13 protein-coding genes are annotated in these 13,896 nt (G+C 73.0%); 7 read left to right on the top strand and 6 right to left on the bottom strand.

Features of this window, described 5'->3' with window-relative positions; all coding sequences use genetic code 11:
• Window positions 1-49 precede the first annotated feature (49 nt).
• Window positions 50-976, top strand: a complete 927-nt coding sequence (locus ACFZDL_RS25130) for an NADP-dependent oxidoreductase (protein WP_353592683.1) — start codon at window positions 50-52, stop codon at window positions 974-976.
• A gap of 202 nt (window positions 977-1,178) precedes the next feature.
• On the opposite strand, the gene ACFZDL_RS25125 is transcribed toward ACFZDL_RS25130, so the two are convergent.
• From ACFZDL_RS25125 to ACFZDL_RS25110, 4 genes are all read right to left on the bottom strand, one after another.
• Window positions 1,179-1,481, bottom strand: coding sequence for a DUF202 domain-containing protein (locus tag ACFZDL_RS25125; RefSeq protein ID WP_353592684.1), 303 nt, complete (start codon window positions 1,479-1,481; stop codon window positions 1,179-1,181).
• Window positions 1,482-1,599: 118 nt separating this feature from the next.
• Complete coding sequence (locus tag ACFZDL_RS25120; RefSeq protein WP_353592685.1) at window positions 1,600-2,028, bottom strand: DUF202 domain-containing protein; 429 nt, start codon at window positions 2,026-2,028, stop codon at window positions 1,600-1,602.
• A gap of 12 nt (window positions 2,029-2,040) precedes the next feature.
• Complete coding sequence (locus ACFZDL_RS25115) at window positions 2,041-2,616, bottom strand: NUDIX domain-containing protein (RefSeq protein ID WP_353592686.1); 576 nt, start codon at window positions 2,614-2,616, stop codon at window positions 2,041-2,043.
• Window positions 2,617-2,695: 79 nt separating this feature from the next.
• Window positions 2,696-3,364, bottom strand: a complete 669-nt coding sequence (locus ACFZDL_RS25110) for a hypothetical protein (protein ID WP_353592687.1) — start codon at window positions 3,362-3,364, stop codon at window positions 2,696-2,698.
• Window positions 3,365-3,680: 316 nt separating this feature from the next.
• Here ACFZDL_RS25110 and ACFZDL_RS25105 point away from each other — a divergent pair, with 316 nt between their 5' ends.
• From ACFZDL_RS25105 to ACFZDL_RS25090, 4 genes are all read left to right on the top strand, one after another.
• The gene (locus ACFZDL_RS25105) at window positions 3,681-5,336 is read left to right on the top strand and encodes an FAD-binding dehydrogenase (RefSeq protein ID WP_353592688.1); all 1,656 of its coding nucleotides are present in this window, start codon (window positions 3,681-3,683) and stop codon (window positions 5,334-5,336) included.
• A 119-nt stretch (window positions 5,337-5,455) separates the two neighbouring features.
• The gene (locus ACFZDL_RS25100; protein WP_353592689.1) at window positions 5,456-6,259 is read left to right on the top strand and encodes a molybdopterin-dependent oxidoreductase; all 804 of its coding nucleotides are present in this window, start codon (window positions 5,456-5,458) and stop codon (window positions 6,257-6,259) included.
• Window positions 6,243-6,929 carry a cytochrome b/b6 domain-containing protein gene (locus ACFZDL_RS25095; RefSeq protein WP_391192345.1) on the top strand — a complete coding sequence of 229 codons (687 nt, stop codon included), beginning with the start codon at window positions 6,243-6,245 and terminating at the stop codon, window positions 6,927-6,929. Before ACFZDL_RS25100 ends, ACFZDL_RS25095 begins: the two co-directional genes overlap by 17 nt.
• A 144-nt stretch (window positions 6,930-7,073) precedes the next feature.
• The gene (locus ACFZDL_RS25090) at window positions 7,074-8,135 is read left to right on the top strand and encodes a glycoside hydrolase family 6 protein (RefSeq protein ID WP_391192343.1); all 1,062 of its coding nucleotides are present in this window, start codon (window positions 7,074-7,076) and stop codon (window positions 8,133-8,135) included.
• A 21-nt stretch (window positions 8,136-8,156) separates the two neighbouring features.
• On the opposite strand, the gene ACFZDL_RS25085 is transcribed toward ACFZDL_RS25090, so the two are convergent.
• The gene (locus ACFZDL_RS25085) at window positions 8,157-9,992 is read right to left on the bottom strand and encodes a glycosyltransferase family 2 protein (protein ID WP_391192340.1); all 1,836 of its coding nucleotides are present in this window, start codon (window positions 9,990-9,992) and stop codon (window positions 8,157-8,159) included.
• A gap of 351 nt (window positions 9,993-10,343) precedes the next feature.
• On the opposite strand from ACFZDL_RS25085, the gene ACFZDL_RS25080 reads away from it, so the two are divergent.
• Window positions 10,344-11,528: a glycosyltransferase gene (locus ACFZDL_RS25080; protein WP_353592691.1), complete on the top strand. Its 1,185-nt coding sequence runs from the start codon at window positions 10,344-10,346 to the stop codon at window positions 11,526-11,528.
• Here ACFZDL_RS25080 and ACFZDL_RS25075 read toward each other — a convergent pair.
• Window positions 11,488-12,438, bottom strand: coding sequence for an AraC family transcriptional regulator (locus ACFZDL_RS25075; RefSeq protein ID WP_353592692.1), 951 nt, complete (start codon window positions 12,436-12,438; stop codon window positions 11,488-11,490). The genes ACFZDL_RS25080 and ACFZDL_RS25075 overlap by 41 nt on opposite strands.
• A gap of 273 nt (window positions 12,439-12,711) precedes the next feature.
• Here ACFZDL_RS25075 and ACFZDL_RS25070 point away from each other — a divergent pair, with 273 nt between their 5' ends.
• Entirely contained in the window at window positions 12,712-13,863 is a 1,152-nt protein-coding gene (locus ACFZDL_RS25070; RefSeq protein WP_353592693.1) for a cytochrome P450, read from the top strand.
• Window positions 13,864-13,896: the final 33 nt, after the last annotated feature.

The raw sequence follows: 13,896 nt of genomic DNA, 5'->3' as shown, positions 1-13,896 counted from the left end.
GCGCCCGCCGTCCGGCCCGCATACCGTGCAGGAACGCAAGGAGCGCCCCATGAAGGCCATCACCTACCGCCGCTACGGCGGCCCCGAGGTCCTGGAGTACGGGGAGGTCCGCGAGCCCAAGGTCGGCCCGGACTCCGTCCTGGTCAAGGTCAGGGCCGCGGCCGTCAACCCGGTCGACTGGAAGGCGCGGGCGGGCTATCTGGACCCCGTCCTGGAGGCCGTCTTCCCGGTCATCCCGGGCTGGGACGTCGCGGGCGTCGTCGAGCGGACCGGCCCGGCGGTGACCGATTTCGCGGCGGGCGACGAGGTGATCGGATACGTGCGCGAGGACTTCCTGTCCCGGGGCACCTTCGCCGAATACGTCGCCGCGCCCCTGCGCACCCTCGCCCGCAAGCCGCGGAACCTCACGTTCACGCAGGCCGCGGGCATTCCGCTGGCGGGCCTCACGGCGTACCAGACGCTGGTCAAGGCGTTGAAGGTGGCCGAGGGCGACACCGTTTTGGTGCACGCCGCCGCGGGCGGCGTCGGTTCCATGGCCGTCCAGCTGGCCAGGCACCTCGGCGCCCGGGTCATCGGCACCGCCAGCGAGCGCAACCACGAATACCTGCGCTCGCTGGGCGCCGAGCCGATCACCTATGGAGAAGGGCTCCGCGATCGGGTGCGGACGCTGGCCCCCGGCGGGGTGCACGCCGTCTTCGACACGGTCGGCGGCGACGCGCTCACCGAGTCCGTTCCGCTGCTGGCCCCGGGCGGGCGGCTGGCCTCCATCGCCGACCAGGCGGTCCTCGCCCTCAACGGCCGCTATGTCTTCGTCCGGCCCGATCCGGACGATCTGCAGGACCTCACCGACATCGCCGAGCGCGGCGCCCTCGGCGTGGAGGTCTCGTCCGTCTTCCCCCTGGAGAAGACCGCCGACGCGCACCGCCTCAACGAGGAGGGCCACACTCGCGGCAAGATCGTCGTCACGGTCGGCTAGGTCCTGTCCGGGCGATCTTCGTGGATCAGGCCGCGGCGTCTGGTGCCGTGCATCGCAAGGCGGAAGGTCGTCCTCGTACCGGGTCGTACTCGGACGATCCCGACAACGCAGCGAGGCGCGGTGCCAGGCGTCGCGGGCCCGCGAAGATCGCCCGGACAGGGCCTAGCGGCGAGGTCAGCGCGCGTCTTGCCGGGACGGCGCGTCACCGGGTCAGCGCGGCGCCGAAGGCCGCGAGCGCCAGGGTGCAGCCTGCCGCCGCCGCGGCCGCCCGCGGGGACAGTGCGGGCGGACGCGGCGCGGACACCGCCCGGATGCGGCGGCCCGCCACACCCAGGAAGCCGAGCCAGGCCAGTGCGGCCAGGGCCGCGCAGAGCAGGGAGACCGGCCCGGTCCCGTTGTGCAGGGCCTGCCGGGCGGCCAGCGACGCGGCGACGGCACAGGCCAGCGTCGTACGCCGCCAGGCCAGCCGCGTCCGCTCCGGCTGCAGCCCGGGATCGCGCGACACGGAACCCTCGGACGCCGGGTCGGGGGACCGGGGATTGGGCGACTCGGGACCGCGTGACGGGGGATCGCGTCGCTCCGGGCCCTGCGGCCCCGTGGGCGAGTCGGGCCCGGCCATCGGCTCAGCCGCCCCAGCGGAACGCGACGAGGCCCACCATCACCAGGGCGATCACCCCGACGGCCAGCCCCAGCACGACCGGGAAGCGGGAGACCGGCAGGTCCTCGCCGCGCCGCATCGCCCGCTCACAGCGGATCCAGTGGTTGAGCGCCCGCACCGCGCACACCGCGCCCCCCGCCAGCAGCGTGAGCGCGGCCGCGAGCCGCAGTGTCGTGTCCGTGTCCGGCAGGAACTGATCGACCGCGAAGCCCCCGCCCACCAGCGCCATCGCGGTGCGCAGCCAGGCCAGGAAGGTGCGTTCGTTGGCGAGGGAGAAGCGGTAGTCGGGGGTCTCCCCCTCGGTGCGCAACCGCTCGGGCGCGAACCACAGCCGCACATCCGCGACGGCGGAGGCGAGCCTGCCCCGGGCCGGCGTGCGGTTGGCGTCGATCATGGGACAAGCCTACTAGGGCTCGTCCGGACCCTCCGGACCCTCCGGAGCCCGGCCCTGGCGGCGCCACTCCAGCAGCCGCCGATAGGCCTCCAGCCCGTCCGGCACCCACGCCCACTCCGCCAGCCGCCGCCCCAGCTCCTCCTCGCTCAGGAAGGTGTGCCAGGCGATCTCCTCGGCCTGCGGGGCGACCGGCAGCTCGCAGCGGACCTCGTAGATCCTCGACCACCAGGTGTGCTCGGGCGTGTCGTAGAGGAAGGAGAACAGCGGCGTCGGCGCGGGCAGCCCGGACACCCCCAGCTCCTCCTCGGCCTCGCGCAGCGCCGCCGTGTCGTACGACTCGCCCGCGCCGACGACACCGCCGACGAACATGTCGTACAGCGAAGGGAAGACGAGTTTGACCGCGGTGCGGCGGTGGACGAAGACCCGGTCCGCGCCGTCCCGGGCCAGCACGAAGACGGTCCGGTGGCGCAGTCGGCGGGCCATCGCGTCGGCCCGCCGGGCCTGGCCCACCACCCGGTCCCGCTCGTCCACGATGTCCAGCAGCTCATCGGCGGAACGCGGCTTCTGCGACGGTTCCTCGTCAGACATGCCGCCATCCAAGCAGAACGGCGGCCCGGGCAGAACGGGCACTCACGCGGAACGGGCACTCACGCGGAACGGGCCGCCGTCAGCGCCACTGCCCCCCGCCCGGGTACCCCGGGTAGTCCGACCCGCCGTGGTGCCGCCCCCCGCGCCCGGAGCCGTCGTAGCCGGAGCCGTCATGGCCGGAGCCGCCGTAGTCGGAGCCGTAGCGGTCCGCCCACTCCTGCGCCCAGCGGGCCGCCGCCTCCCTGTCCCGCTGCCAGTCCTCCGCGGACCGCCCCCGGCCTCCCCACTGGGACGGCCAGGAGGGGCGCGAGGGCTGCTCGGTACGGGCCGGCCGCTGGGCGGGTGTCGTGGCCGGGGCCTTGGGCTGGGCGGTCGGGGCGCGGGGGGCCGCCGCGGGCTCGGCGGTGCGCGACGCGCCCGGCAGCGGCTCGGTGCCGACCGCCGCGTCGGCCACGGGTACGGCGTCGTCCGCGCCCGCGTCGGGCGCCGACGACGGCGCGTCGTGTGCGGGCGCGGCGGCGGCCTGGCGGCCGTCCTTGCCCAGCATCAGGAAGAGCGCGGTGGCGGCGCCGGTCGCGGAGAGCAGAATCGCCCCGGCCGCGGCCTTGCGCCGGTCGCTGACCGGGCGCCGGCGGGCGTGCCGGGGGCCGACCACCTCGCCCCGCAGCACCTGCGGCTCCTCCTCGGCGCCGCCCCCGGCGAGCTCGACGGGCTGCGGGCCGGGAGTGACCAGCGTAGGACTCACCACGCGCTTGTCCGCGCTGTGCGGTCGCGAGGGAGAAGGATGGTGGTCAGCCATGGTCGATGATGATGCCGCCCGCCGAACCCCGCTGTCCATCTCCGCGATCGATTGTCCCCGTTATGTGCACAAGGCGGTGCGGGGCGGGAGTTGGGGTCCGCGGCCGGGCAGAGGGAGGATCGGAGGAAGGGGCGCCGCCCGCCCGGCGGGTTGACGCCGTACTGACCGGTAGGCAGGATCGACCGACACCCACCGGTGCCTGGGGCACCACGGCCCGGCCGCCGGCCTTCCGGCGCGCTCCACACAGGACGGGACACCAGAAACCATGGCGTACGACGCGGATGTGATCGTGGTCGGGGCGGGGCTCGCGGGGCTGGCGGCCACCGCGGAACTCGCCGACGCCGGCCGCAAGGTGATCCTGCTGGACCAGGAGCCCGAACAGTCCCTCGGCGGCCAGGCCCACTGGTCCTTCGGCGGCCTCTTCCTCGTCGACTCGCCCGAGCAGCGCCGGCTGCGCATCCGCGACAGCCGCGAACTGGCCTGGCAGGACTGGCTGGGCACGGCCGGGTTCGACCGCGAGGAGGACCACTGGCCGCGCCGCTGGGCCGAGGCGTACGTGGACTTCGCGGCCGGGGAGAAGCGGGCCTGGCTGCACGCCCAGGGGCTGCGGCTGTTCCCGCTCGTCGGCTGGGCCGAGCGCGGCGGCTACGACGCGACCGGGCACGGCAACTCCGTCCCCCGCTTCCACGTCACCTGGGGCACCGGCCCCGGCGTCGTCGCGCCCTTCGAGCGGCGGGTGCGGGCCGCGGCCGCCCGCGGCCTGGTCCAGCTGCGGTTCCGGCACCGGGTGACGGGGCTGTCCCGCAGCGCGGGCGCCGTCGACACCGTGACCGGCGAGATCCTGGAGCCCAGCGACGCCGAGCGCGGCACCCCCAGCAGCCGCGAGGTCACCGGCGCCTTCGAGCTGCGCGCCCAGGCGGTGATCATCACCTCCGGCGGGATCGGCGGCAACCACGAACTCGTCCGCCAGAACTGGCCCGAGCGTCTTGGCGCCCCGCCCGAGCGGATGCTCTCCGGCGTCCCCGCGCACGTGGACGGCAAGATGCTGGGCGTCGCGGAGGCGGCGGGCGCGCGGCTGATCAACCGCGACCGGATGTGGCACTACACCGAGGGCATCGAGAACTGGAACCCGGTCTGGCCCCGGCACGCCATCCGCATCCTGCCCGGCCCCTCCTCGCTGTGGTTCGACGCCCGCGGCAGACGGCTCCCCGTGCCGCTCTTCCCCGGCTTCGACACCCTCGGCACGCTCGAACACATCATGCGGACCGGCTATGACCACACCTGGTTCGTCCTCACCCGGAAGATCATCGAGAAGGAGTTCGCGCTCTCCGGCTCCGAGCAGAACCCGGACCTCACCGGCAAGAGCGTCCGCGAGGTGCTGAACCGGGGGCGGGGCGGGGCCCCGGGCCCGGTCCAGGCGTTCATGGACCACGGCGCGGACTTCATCGTCGAGCGGTCGCTCACGAACCTCGTACGGCGGATGAACGAACTCACCAAGGAACCCCTGATCGACGAGGCCGAGCTGCGCCGCCAAATCATCGCCCGCGACCGGGAGATCGCCAACCCCTACACCAAGGACCTCCAGATCACGGCCCTGCGCGGCACTCGCAAATACCTCGCCGACCGCCTCATCCGCACCGCCGCCCCGCACCGCGTCCTGGACCCCAAGGCGGGCCCGCTGATCGCCGTGCGCCTCAACATCCTGACCCGCAAGACGCTGGGCGGCCTGGAGACCGACCTGTCCGCGCGGGTGCTGACCGAGGGCGGGGAGCCGCTGCCCGGCGTGTACGCGGCGGGCGAGGCGGCCGGGTTCGGCGGCGGTGGCCTCCACGGCTACCGCTCCCTGGAGGGCACCTTCCTCGGCGGCTGTCTGTTCTCCGGCCGTACGGCGGGCCGCGCGGCGGCGAAGGCGGTGGGGTAGCCGGCGGGGCGCCGACTTCGGCGGAAGCGGGGCGGGGCGGGGCGCCGAATCTGACGGAAGTCTGACGAAAGGCCGAAGTCCCTGGCGTCCGCGGCCCCCGGAGTGCTCTCATCAAGGGCATGGACCGCAACCCCGGTGCGGCGGAGCACCCCGCCGCCGACCCGGACCCCGCCGACCCGGGTGCCACGGAACCAGGCGCCGCCGACCCGGACCCCGCCGACCGCGGCACCCCCGTCGGCCGCCGCGTCATCCTCGGCATGCTCGCCCTGGGCGCGGGCGGCATGGCCGCCGCCCCCTGGCTGCAGCGCCGCCTGGAGACCTTCCTGGCCGCGGCGGCGGAGAACGACCCCACCGGGGTGACCGGGCTGCTCCCCAACGGCGGCGGGTTCCGCTACTACTCGGTGACCTCCTCCGTGCCCCACAAGAACGCCGGCAACTACCGCCTGACCGTCGGCGGGCTCGTCGAGCGGCCCGCCGGCTACCGGCTCGCCGACCTCCGCGCGCTGCCCCAGCACCGCATCGTCCACGACGTCCAGTGCGTCACCGGCTGGCGCGTGCCGCGCACCTCCTTCGAAGGCGTACGCCTGGCCACGCTGCTGGACGCCGCCGGGGTCCGGCCGGGGGCCGGGGCCGTCCGCTTCACCTGCTTCGACGGGGCGTACAGCGAAAGCCTCACCCTCGAACAGGCCCGCCGGGACGATGTGCTGGTCGCCCTGCGGATGCGGGACGAGCCGCTGGGCCACTCGCACGGCGGCCCGGTGCGGCTGTACGTCGCCCCCATGTACTTCTACAAGTCGGCGAAATGGCTCTCCGGCATCGAGGTCACCCGCGACGTACAGCCCGGTTACTGGGAGGACCGCGGCTACGACGTGGACGCCTGGGTCGGCACGTCGAACGGACGCGACGATGCCCCCACCACCTGACGCCCGCCCCGGCGGCCCCCGCCCCGTACGCCCCGTCGCACGCGCCCGCACCCGGCCCCGCCCCCGCGTGGCCCGCTTCACCCCGGCCGAGCGGTGGGTCCACCGCACCACCGCCGTCCTCCTCGGCGCCTGTGTGGTGAGCGCGGCCTGTCTGTATCTGCCGCAGCTCGCCGAACTCGTCGGCCGCCGCGCCCTCGTGGTCACGGTGCACGAGTGGACCGGCATCCTCACGCCGGTCCCCACGCTGCTGGGCCTGGTCTCCCGGGCCTTCCGCGCCGACCTCTCCCGCCTCAACCGCTTCGGCCCGCACGACCGCCGCTGGCTGCGCTCGGTGCTGCGGCGCGATGCTCGCGACGGGGCGCGCCCGGCGGACAAGTTCAACGCCGGGCAGAAGCTGTACGCCGCCTATATCAGCGGAGCCGTACTGGTCATGGCGGGCACCGGGCTGCTGATGTGGTTCACCGGCCTGGCCCCGCTGGTGTGGCGCACCAGCGCCACCTTCGTCCACGACTGGCTGGCGCTGGCCGTCGGCGTCGTCCTGCTCGGGCACATCGCCATGGCGCTCGGCGACCCGGAGGCCCGGCGCGGTATGCGCACCGGCACCGTCGACCGGGAGTGGGCGGCCCATGAACACCCGCTGTGGCGCACCGGCGAGGACCGCGACGGGTAGGCCTCACGGCCCTTTCCGAAATTCGCCCCGATGGCGGCGGGGCAACACAGGCGTGAATTGAAAGCCACCGCCCGTTCCCGATGCCATGATGCGACACGTGTCGTCAATTCCGAGCCCGGGAAACTGTGGGAAAGGTGTGCTCGAATGGCCGAGAAAGGGCTCGGAAGAGCCATTGCGCGATGCCGGGCGCCGCTGGCGGGATGCGCCGCCGCGCTCCTCGCGCTGAGCGGTTGTCTCGGTACCTCCGGCGAGTCGGACCGGCGGGGCGGACTGTGGGTGAACCCGGACAGCCCGGCCGCCCGGCAGGCCCGTGAGCAGCGGCGCGCCGGCCGGTACGCGGAGGCGGAGCTCATGCGGCGGATCGCCGACGAGCCGATCGCCGAATGGCTGGGCCCGCATCCGCGCGAGCGGGTCCGGTTCGTCACCGAATCCGCGGCGCGGCAGAACAGGGTGCCGGTGCTGGTCGCCTATCACATTCCGTACCGGGACTGCGGAAGATACTCCCGGGGCGGGGCGAGGAACGACGCCGAATATCTGGACTGGATCCGTGAGATCGTCTCCGGAATCGGCGAACGAAAAGCGATTGTCGTATTGGAGCCCGACGCGGTGGCCCAGGTGGTCGACGGCTGCGTTCCCAAGCCGCTGCGGGCGCCACGGCTGGCCCTGCTGCGCGACGCGGTCGCCATGCTCTCCGCGATGCCCGCCACCCGGATCTACCTGGACGCCGGCAACCCGGGGTGGATCAGGGACACCGAGCGGCTGGTGGAGCCGCTCATGAAGGCCGGCATCGACCAGGCGGACGGCTTCGCCCTGAACGTCTCGAACTTCCAGCCGACCTCGGTGACCCGCGCCTACGGCCGTCGCCTGTCCACCCAGCTCGGCAGGGTCCACTTCATCATCGACACCAGCCGCAACGGCAACGGCCCGCTCAGCCCCGCCAGGGGCGAGGGCGACGACGGCAAGAGCGGTGAGACCGGCGCCGTACGCTCCGCCAGCGACGACCAGGAGAACTGGTGCAACCCCCCGGGGCGGGCCCTGGGGGACCCCCCGAGCACCCGCACCGGCGACCCCGCCATCGACGCGTATCTGTGGATCAAGCGCCCCGGCGAGTCCGACGGGACCTGCAACGGCGGCCCCCCGGCCGGCCGTTGGTGGACGGAGTACGCGCTCGACCTGGCCCGCAACGCCATGGTGCGCGACAGATGAGGACGGGGCGGGCGCGCTCCGTCAGTGGGCCTCGGCGCGGGCCGTCGGCACCGCCGGGGCGGTGCGCCGCCCGCGCCGCGCCAGGAGCAGCCCGCCCGACCAGATAGCCATCGGCGCCAGGCACAGCGCCAGCGCCAGCAGCGCCCAGGTGCGCATCGCCGCGTGGGTGTGGCCCAGGAACAGCGAGGCGACCAGCGAGCCGCCGAAGACCACGGCCCACACCAGATGGATACGGAAGGTGGACAGCCGGTCGGCGCTGGAGGAGTCGCCCTTGGGCGTGACCACGAACCGGCTCTTGCGCCGCAGCAGCGCGTCGCACAGCGACTTGGCGTAGATCGGGGCGGACAGCGCCGAGAGCAGCATCCCCGCCACCCCGCCGGAGCCCTCCGGTTCGTGCGGGGAGACGTTGTGCCGCCGGTTCCAGATGTACAGGCCGATCTGCAGCGCCGCGGCGTCGCTGTAGAGCATCATCCACATCTCCGCCGGGATCTGGATCCCGGACGCCCCGAGCACCAGGAACAGCGCACAGGACAGCGCCGACAGCATCCAGTTGAGCGCGGTCATCGGATAGTAGGCGATCATCAGCGAGTAGTTGAGCAGCTTCCCCGGCGAGAGCGTGAACGGCGCCTTCCAGAACTGCTTGAGCACCGTCTCGTAGGTGCCGCGGCTCCAGCGCAGCTGCTGGGTGAAGAAGTCCGTCCAGGTGCTCGGGCCCTCCCCGACGGCCAGTACGTCCGGGGTGTAGACCGAGCGCCACTTCTTCCGGGTGGCGGGGTTGCGGCGGCGGTGCAGCTCGAAGCCGGTGGCCATGTCCTCGGTGATCGAGTCGTAAAGACCGCCGATGCTCCGCAGCGCGGCGATGCGCACCGCGTTGTTGGTCCCGACGAACATCGGGCCGCCGTACGCGTTGCCCGCCCGCTGGATCAGCGCGTGGAAGAGGAACTGCTGGCTCTCGGCCGCCTTGGTGACCGCCGTGTCGTAATTTCCGTACACCTGCGGGCCGACCACGAAGGCGACGTCCGGATCGCGGAAGTAACCCATCATGCGCTCGAGGAAGTTGGGCAGCGGCACATGATCGGTGTCCACACAGGCCATGAATTCATAGTCGTCGCCATGGGCGTCAAGCCAGGCGTTGTAATTCCCGTGCTTGGTCCTGGCGCGGAAGGAGCCCTTGGGCTGATTCCACTTCTCGACGCCCTTGCGGGAGAAATGCCGTACGCCCAGCCGGGCGCACAGCTCCTTGGCCTCCTCGTCATTTCCCTCGTCGAGCAGCCATACGTCCAGTCCCCCGGCGTGTCTGACCTGCTTGGCCCCCTCCAGCGTCGCCCGGACCATCTCGATCGGCTCCTTGCCGGGGACGAAGCTGGTCAGAAAGGCCACCCGGGTCCCGGGCTCGGCGGTCACCGGTACCGGGTCGCGGGCCACCAGTGTGGCGTGCGCGTTGGAGACCACGGTGAACAGGCGGAACGCCTCGATCAGCGCGATCGAGAACAGCATCGTCCGGTCCGCGGCCGTCTCCCAGCCCGCCACACCGTCGCGGTGCACCCAGTGCTGGGGCTGCAGCAGCCACAGCAGCAGCAGCGCCGAGCACACCGGCGCCGCGCACAGCAGCAGCGCCGCGCGGACCCGGTGCGGCTCCTGCGCCAGCAGGCTCCGGCAGCGCACCCGGTACGGGCGGCCGGTCGGGGGCTGCGTCAGCGGGCCCGCCAGCTGGCTGTACCGCTTGTACTCATAACGCCCGGCCGGGCCCCCGCGGCGGGAGGCCATCTCGTGGTGCGCGGGCCGCGCGGGCGGGGGAGCGACACTGGGCGCGGCACCCTTCTCGGCCGTGTCTCTGACGGGGGTAGGTGCGGACATCTGGGCACTCCCGCGGGTCGTCGGGGACGCAATATCGCGCGGCGATGACCCGGACGGCCTACATTCGTCATGTCATCGCGCGAGATGAGAAGGTAACAATCCGCTGGGGAATGGCTGTGCAAATCGGATTTTCGGCGCGCCCTGCCGCGCTTCGCCGACGCACCGGGCGGGCCGCCACTCCGACGGCCTATCGCCGCGCGTCTTACGTGATTTACATCCCGCCATCTGTCATGGTCGGATGCGATTCAGCGTGCATGTTTCGACCGCGCGTGAGGGCTGTGGGTGCGGGATGCGCGAGTAAACCCGCGCCATAAGGCGTGCGACATACGGAAGATGGGGCCCGGTCGCCCGATGAGAGTGCTGCACATCATCTCGCGCCTCGGCGCGGGTGGCGCCGAACAGCAACTACGGCTGCTGCTGCGCCACCTGCCCGCCCGCTGTGACGTCCTCACCCTGGCCGCGCCCGGCACCGCCGGCCACGGCATCCGGGCGGACGGCGTGCCCGTCACCCATCTGCCGATCGGCGTCCGCGACCCGATGGCACCGGCCCGGCTGGCGCGGTTCATCCGCGGCGGCGGCTACGACCTGGTGCACACCCATCTCTACCGGGCCTGCGTGCACGGCCGGATCGCCGCCCGGCTGGCGGGCGTCGGCGCCGTGATCGCCACCGAGCACAGCCTGGGCGAGCGCCACATCGACGGCCGCCCGCTCACCGTCGGCACCCGCGCCCGCTACCTCGCCACCGAGCGCCTGGGCTCGGCGACCGTCGCCGTCTCGGCCGCCGTCGCCGACCGGCTGCGCGGCTGGGGCGTCGCCAACCACCGCATCCACCTGATGCCCAACGGCCTGGACGCCGGCCACTTCCGCTTCACCCCCGCCGCCCGGGCCGCCGCCCGCGCCCGCCTCGGCATCCCCGCACACGCCTTCGTCGTCGGCGGGATCGGCCGGCTGGTGGCGGCCAAGCGCTTCGATGTGGCGCTGCGGGCCGTGGCCGAGGTGCCCCAGGCCCGGCTGCTGCTGGTCGGGGACGGGCCCGAGCGCACCGCGCTGCACGACCTGGCCGCCTGGCTCGGGGTGGCCGACCGCATCCGGCTGCTCGGCGAGCGCGACGGGGCGGTGGCCGGGACCGGGGACCGGCCCGCGGACATCCCCGGGCTGCTGGCCGCCATGGACGTGTTCGTGGCACCGTCCGCCGAGGAGGCGTTCGGGCTCGCCGCCGTGGAGGCCCTGGCGGCCGGGCTCCCCGTGCTCCACGGCGTCTGCCCGGCCCTCGACGAACTGCCGCCCGGCGCCGCCCCCGGCGCCCGCCGCGTCGGCCCCGGTGCCGACGCCCTGGCCGACGCCCTGCGCCAGCGGGCCGCCGCCGGCCCCGTACGGTACCCGGTGCCCGCCGCCGTCGAGCGCTACGACATCATCCGCACCGCCCGCCGTCTGACCCTGCTGTACGAACGCTCCGTCAGCTGCGGGCCGGACGGCTGTGCCCGCGGTCCCGCCGTCACCCTGCGCTGGCCGCGGAGCGGTGCTCCCGCGGGCTGACGCCGCGCACCCGCTTGAAGGCGGCGCTCAGCGCGAACGAGCTGCCGTAGCCGACCCGGCGGGCCACCGCCCCGAGGGTGGCGTCCGGCTCCCGCAGCAGATCGGCGGCCAGATCCAGCCGCCAGCCGGTCAGATACGCCATCGGCGGCTCGCCGACCAGCTCCGTGAAGCGGCGGGCCAGCGCCGCGCGGGAGCTCCCGGTCTCCGCGGCCAGCAGGGCCACCGTCCACGGATGGCCCGGGTTGTTCTGCAGCAGCCGCAGGGCGCGGCCGACCACGGGGTCGCCCAGCGCCCGGTACCAGGCCGGGGCCCGCGCCTCCGGGCGGGAGAACCACGTCCGCAGCACGGAGATCAGCACCAGATCCAGCAGCCGGTCAAGGACCGCCGTCTGGCCCGCCTCCTCCTTGACGATCTCCTCGCCGAGCAACGGCAGCAACGGCGAGTCGCACGCCTCACCCGGCACCACCAGCAGCGGGGGCAGCGCGTCCAGCAGCCGGCGGCTGATCTCGCCGTCCATCCGGTACGTGCCGACCAGCATCGTCGCCGAGCCGTGCTCGCTGTTGCCCCACGTCCGCACGCCCAGCGCCATCCGCTCCGCCAGGTCCTCGCCCGCGGCGGTCCGGCACACCTCGCCCGGCAGGATCCAGGCCTGGGGCTCGGTGGCCGGATCGCCGGCCACCGTGTACGGGTCGGGGCCGCGCGCGACCGCGACATCCCCCGGGCCCAGCCGCACCCCCTTCTCAGGCCCGCCCCGGTCCGGGATCACCCACGCCTCACCGCGCGCCACGGTCATCACACACAGCGGGGCCCGGTCCTCGATCCGCACCGACCAGGGCGGTTCCATGACCATCCGGAGCAGAAACGCCCCCCGGGCCCTCGGCCCGTCCAGGAGACCGGCGAGTGGATCCATCGCGCCCGCTACCTCCGGTCATCGTCACCTGCACGCCCCGAGGCTGGCACCCCGTCCCCCCGACGTCAATCGCCCCTGGGCCCTCAGGCTGTTAGGAACTCTTTAGAGGGCCTTGTGAGACTTGCGCGGACCGGTTTTCGTACCTGTCCAAGCTTGAATCGAGGCATTGTGTCTCCTTCGGAAGCCACGTCCCGTTCCGCCACCACCGCCGCCACGTGTCCCGACTTCATGGATCCGTCCTTCTGGTTACGGCCGCATGAGGAGCGGGCGGCGGTGTTCGAGAGGCTGCGCGGGCTGCCGCACCCGGAATTCGTTCCGCCGCGGCTGCCCTGGGGGCCGTTGGCAAACGGCTATTACGCGATGGTGAAACACGCCGACATCGCGGAAGTGAGCCGCCGTCCGCAGGACTTTTCCTCGGAGGGCGCCACCTCGATCCTGCCGCCGGAGATGGACGAGTTCTACGGCTCCATGATCAACATGGACAATCCGGAGCACTCCCGATTGCGGCGCATCGTGGCGCGGTCGTTCGGCCGCGGTATGGCTCCCAGGTTCGACGCCATGTCACGGCAGGTGGCCCGGCGCATCGTGGACGAGCTCATCGAGCGCGGACCCGGCGACTTCATCCGCCCGGCGGCGGAGATGCCGATCGCCGTCCTCAGCACCATGATGGGAATTCCCGGCGAGGACTACGAATTCCTCTTCGAGCGGACCAACACCATCATGGGAGGGGTCGACCCGGAACACACGGCCAGCCCCGAGGGCGCGGCGGCCGCCGTGCTGGGCGCCCTGCGGGACCTCGGGAACTACATCGGACGGCTCCGCGAGGACCGGCTCGCCCACCCCACCGGCGATGTGATCACCAAGCTGGTCCAGGTGCAGGAGGACGGCGAACAACTGACCCACCAGGAACTGGTCTCGTTCTTCATCCTCCTCGTCAACGCCGGCATGGAGACCACCCGCAACGCCATCGCCCAGGCCCTGGTACTGCTCACCACCCACCCCGACCAGCGGGAACTCCTGCTCTCGGACTTCGAGACCCACGCGAAGAACGCCGTCGAGGAGATCCTTCGCGTGGGCACGCCCATCAACTGGATGCGCCGCACCGCGACCGGCGACTGCGAGATGAACGGCCACCGGTTCCGCAAGGGCGACGAGATCTTCCTCTTCTACTGGTCCGCGAACCACGACGAGAAGGTCTTCGAGGATCCGTACCGGTTCGACATCACCCGCGACCCCAACCCTCATCTGGCGTTCGGCGCGGTGGGGCCGCACTTCTGTCTGGGCGCCCATCTCGCCCGTATCGAGATCGTCGCCATGTGCCGCGAACTCTTCACCTCACTGCCGGACATCCGCGTGGACGGCGAACCCGTCCGTGTGGCATCGAGCTTCATCGAGGGCTTCAAAGAACTGCGCTGCACATTCTGACCACACTCTGACCACGTTCTGACGCCGACAGCC

Source organism: Streptomyces sp. NPDC007917 (assembly GCF_042959105.1).
In the GTDB taxonomy this organism is placed as follows: domain Bacteria; phylum Actinomycetota; class Actinomycetes; order Streptomycetales; family Streptomycetaceae; genus Streptomyces.
The sequence above is the reverse complement of the archived record's forward strand: the minus strand, read 5'-3'. Positions and strand labels throughout refer to the sequence as shown.